3 protein-coding genes and 1 pseudogene are annotated in these 3,838 nt (G+C 64.4%); 2 read left to right on the top strand and 2 right to left on the bottom strand.

All coding sequences use genetic code 11. The features are described from left to right. Positions 1-567: pseudogene (locus A3A5_RS38535) on the top strand (branched-chain amino acid ABC transporter permease); the annotation flags it as partial. 243 nt (positions 568-810) lie between these two features. Here A3A5_RS38535 and A3A5_RS0113715 read toward each other — a convergent pair. Next, positions 811-1,272: an isoprenylcysteine carboxylmethyltransferase family protein gene (locus tag A3A5_RS0113715; RefSeq protein WP_018311141.1), complete on the bottom strand. Its 462-nt coding sequence runs from the start codon at positions 1,270-1,272 to the stop codon at positions 811-813. Between the two features lie 141 nt (positions 1,273-1,413). Continuing rightward, positions 1,414-2,307: an NAD(P)/FAD-dependent oxidoreductase gene (locus tag A3A5_RS0113720; RefSeq protein WP_018311142.1), complete on the bottom strand. Its 894-nt coding sequence runs from the start codon at positions 2,305-2,307 to the stop codon at positions 1,414-1,416. Positions 2,308-2,859: 552 nt separating this feature from the next. Between A3A5_RS0113720 and A3A5_RS0113730 the strand changes: the two genes are divergently transcribed. Beyond that, positions 2,860-3,438, top strand: coding sequence for a TetR/AcrR family transcriptional regulator (locus A3A5_RS0113730; protein WP_018311144.1), 579 nt, complete (start codon positions 2,860-2,862; stop codon positions 3,436-3,438). Positions 3,439-3,838: the final 400 nt, after the last annotated feature.

Below are 3,838 nucleotides of genomic sequence, written 5' to 3' on the forward strand. Positions count from 1 at the left end.
GGCCTGCAGGGCATCCCGCGCGGCAAGCTGTTCGGGGTGCTGCCGCTGTCGGACGACCTGACGCTGTACTACGTGGCGCTGGCGATCATCGTGGCGGCCTTCGCGCTGATCGTGCGCACGGTGCATTCGCCGTTCGGCCAGATCCTGAAGGCGATCAAGGAGAACGAGCCGCGCGCGGTGTCGCTGGGCTACGACGTGGACCGCTTCAAGCTGACCGCCTTCGTGCTGTCGGCGGCGCTGTCGGGGCTGGCCGGTTCGGTCAAGGCGCTGGTGCTGGGCTTCGAGACGCTGAGCGACGTGCACTGGTCGATGTCCGGCATGGTTATCCTGATGACGCTGCTGGGCGGACTGGGCACACTCACCGGCCCGATCGTCGGCGCCTTGGTGGTGGTGGCACTGGAGAACAAGCTCGGCGAGCTGGGCGGCTACCTCGGGGCGGTGACGGGCATCCAGTGGTTCAACGGGCTCGGTGAAACCGTGTCGATGGTGACCGGCATCATTTTCATCGTGTGCGTGCTGACGTTTCGCAAGGGGATTGTAGGCAGTCTGGGGCGGCGCCCTGGGTGAGGGGAAAATCGTCCACGCAAACTGGCGAGCCGCTTCGGCTCCACATGCGGATGGAGGGTGCTGCGTGGCTACGCGCACTATGAGACGCGGACATCTACCGAAGACTGCCGATTGGCAGCACGCTCTTATCCCTTGCCGCGGCGCCATACTTGATCGTTCGGACCATCTGGCGCTGTCTGCGTCAACCGGAGCGTTGGTCAGGCGGTTGACTTAGGGGGAAAGTGCTTGCAGACCCGTCAGGCCTCATACCCATCTGCGTACCCTCCCTTTGTAAGCCTCGTACTCTGCCCCAAATAGAGACGCCAACACACGTTCTTCCGGAATGATTTGGAACCGAGTGATGTAAAGCACGTACACGACAACCCATAGGACAGCGAGCGGATTCGCCAGAAACACTGCCCACGCCAACAGGGTAAGCAAGAGCCCGACATACATGGGGTTGCGCGTATAGCGATACACGCCTTGGATGACCAACGAGGACGCCAAGCTTGCCTTAACCGGGTTCACGGTGGTCTTGGCGCGCCGAAATGCAACCATTCCGGCGATGCTGATGCCTTGGCCGACGCACACCAAAACGACGGCGCAGAGCACGCGGGCCGGATAGGGAATCTGCACAAGGCCCGCGACGGCTGGCGTCAGCCACATAAGAAGCGCCAGGACAAGCGCCACGATGGGGGGAGGAACCTTCAGTTCAAGCACGCTCATATCACTCCATGATGAGGCCTAGCCCCCGGCATGACCCGCCACGCACACACCTGATTAGCGGCAAGTCTTGCGGATCGCGCCCTCGCCGGGATCGCCCTTCTGGCAATAGCCCGCGGCAACCGGAGAAGGGAATCTATGCCCTCAAGCCAGCATCGATTGCTGGGCGAAGATACCCGCCATCGCGCCCTGCGATGATGCCAGGGTGACCGAGGGCAAGAAGGACGTGGCGAGGTCGCCGGCGGCGTAGATGCCAGGCATGCTGGTTTGGCGGCGCTCGTCGACCTTGAGGGCGATGCCGACGGGCGTATCCACCGTGGCGAGGCCCAGTGATTCATGCAGGCTTGCGGACGGCTTGTTGCGCGGATGGGCGAATAGGATGTCGACCGCGATATTGCGGCGGGTGTCGAGATTGACGGTGGTGATATGGCCCTTGTGATGGGCGATCTCGATGATCCGGCCATCGACGACAGGTATGTTGCGGCGCGCCAGATCGGCCTGGATATCGGGCGGAATGTCGTGACCATCGGCGAAGACAGTCAACTTGTCGGTCCAATCGTGGAACAGCCTGACAGACTGGTGCGACTGCGGGCCGGACCAGACGAGGCCCCAATGCTGGCCGGCGACTTCAAAGCCGTCGCAATAGGGGCAGGGCACGATGGACGTGCCCCAGCTTTCCGCAAAGCCCGGAACGTCAGGCATCTGGTCGGCGACGCCATAGCTCAGGATCAGGCGGCGCGCCCCAAGGCTTTCGCCATCGCCAGTGAGGACGGAGAAATGGTCGATGGCGCCGGAGACGCTGTCGGCCCGGGCACTGACCAGCCTGATCGTGGGATAACGCGCCAGCTGCTGCCGCGCCTCTGCCAGGATGTCCAGCGGTGGCTTGTGATCGTGTCCGAGCAGGCCATGCGAGTGGCCGGCGAAGCGATTGCGCGGCAGGCCGGTATCGAGAACGGTGACCTTGCGGCGGGCACGGCCGAGCTGCAGGGCAGCGGCGAGGCCGGCGAAGCTGCCGCCGATGATGATGACGTCATTCATGGTGATGGGCTCCGTGTTGTGGATGGAGGGGATGGGCTGGGCCTGGCGCGCAATATCGTCCAGCGTTACGCGCTCGAGACGGGCAGCGGGGCCGGCCCGCGGCTGCGCCAGGAGGAGGAAGTCATGGGTCGATTGATTATTGGACTACGAGTATAGTAATACTAGGCTGAAATAGTAAACTGTCAAGTACAATTAATATTCCACAGTCCGCCATGCTTGATGGCCCACTGCTGCCGCTGCTCGCGACTCGCCCTGCCCACCGTTGGGGGTGATGTTCCTCGTAACCCTGCTCAGCGCGGCGGAGATCTATTTCGTGAGTTCGCTCGGCACGGACGCGATCGCCGCGGGTGGTGCCCGCCACCCCTGCTGCGAGGTCCAGTCGATCGTCTGTTGCGTCATGGGGCTCCTCGGGTCGCCGTCAGTTACTGGACTGCAAGTCCAATAATGTGCGTGCGCTATAATGAACTCTCAAATCCACTAAATCTGCCCATGGCCCGCCCCCCAGCTCCCGCTCCCAAGCCCCAACGCGGGCGGCCACGCGATCCCGAGCGCGTGCGGCGCATCCTGGAAGCGGCGCAAAGGCACTTCAACGAGCATGGCCTGGAGCGTGCCAGCGTGGATGCCATCGCCGCGGACGCCGGTGTGTCCAAGATGACCGTGTACAGCAACTTCGGCTCCAAGGAGAGGCTGTTCCAGGCGGTCGTGCGCGACAGGTCGGCGACGGTGGTGGCTGGCGTCCCGGGCGCCGGGGCGCTGGACCCGGACCAGCCGGAGAAGGCGCTGCTGGCGATCGGCGCCCGGTTTCTCGCACTGGCGCGCGGGGACGACGCCCTGGGCGCGTTGCGCTCTGTCTACGGCGTCGCGGGGGCGCAGCCGGAAGCCTGCCGTGCGTTCTACAAGGACGGCCCGGAGCGTGTGAACGGCGAGCTGGCTGCATACCTGCGCCGTGCCGACTCGGCGGGCACGCTGAAGGTGCGGAACCCGCTTCAGGCAGCGGACCTGTTCCTGTCGATGTTCCTGGGCTCCGGGCACATCCGCGGACTGCTGAAGCTCGAGATGCCGGATACCCGGGAAAACAGGGCTCTTCTGCGCGAGGCCGTACGGGTCTTCCTGGCGGCCTACGGCGCGTAGGCTCCACAATGCGGCCTGAGGTCGCGAGCACGCGGCGGGAAGCGAAGATCTCTGCATGTGCGCGGCTGACCTCTCGATGGCGGGCGGCCTGCTGGTGCTCGCGGTGCACGCCGGGCTTTCGCCGCAGCGGGCATCACGTCCGTCTGCGTGAAGACGCGGCCGGGCGGGCTCCACCGCGCGCGTGTACTGGCGCCGAATGATCGGGCGGCACCAACGCGCCGCCTTGTTTTGATAGGGCTAGACGTGCAGCTGCCCGGCTATGGATTACGCCGGCGTTTCGCCGGCGGCTCTGGATTGTCGGAGCGGCTAGGAGACTGTCGGATTTTCGGGATCCCCGGTCGTCCGGCGGGACGGGTTGGGCGTTAATAAATTAACAAGTTTCTGAGAGAGTCCATAGGTG

Source organism: Cupriavidus sp. UYPR2.512, assembly GCF_000379565.1.
GTDB lineage: Bacteria > Pseudomonadota > Gammaproteobacteria > Burkholderiales > Burkholderiaceae > Cupriavidus.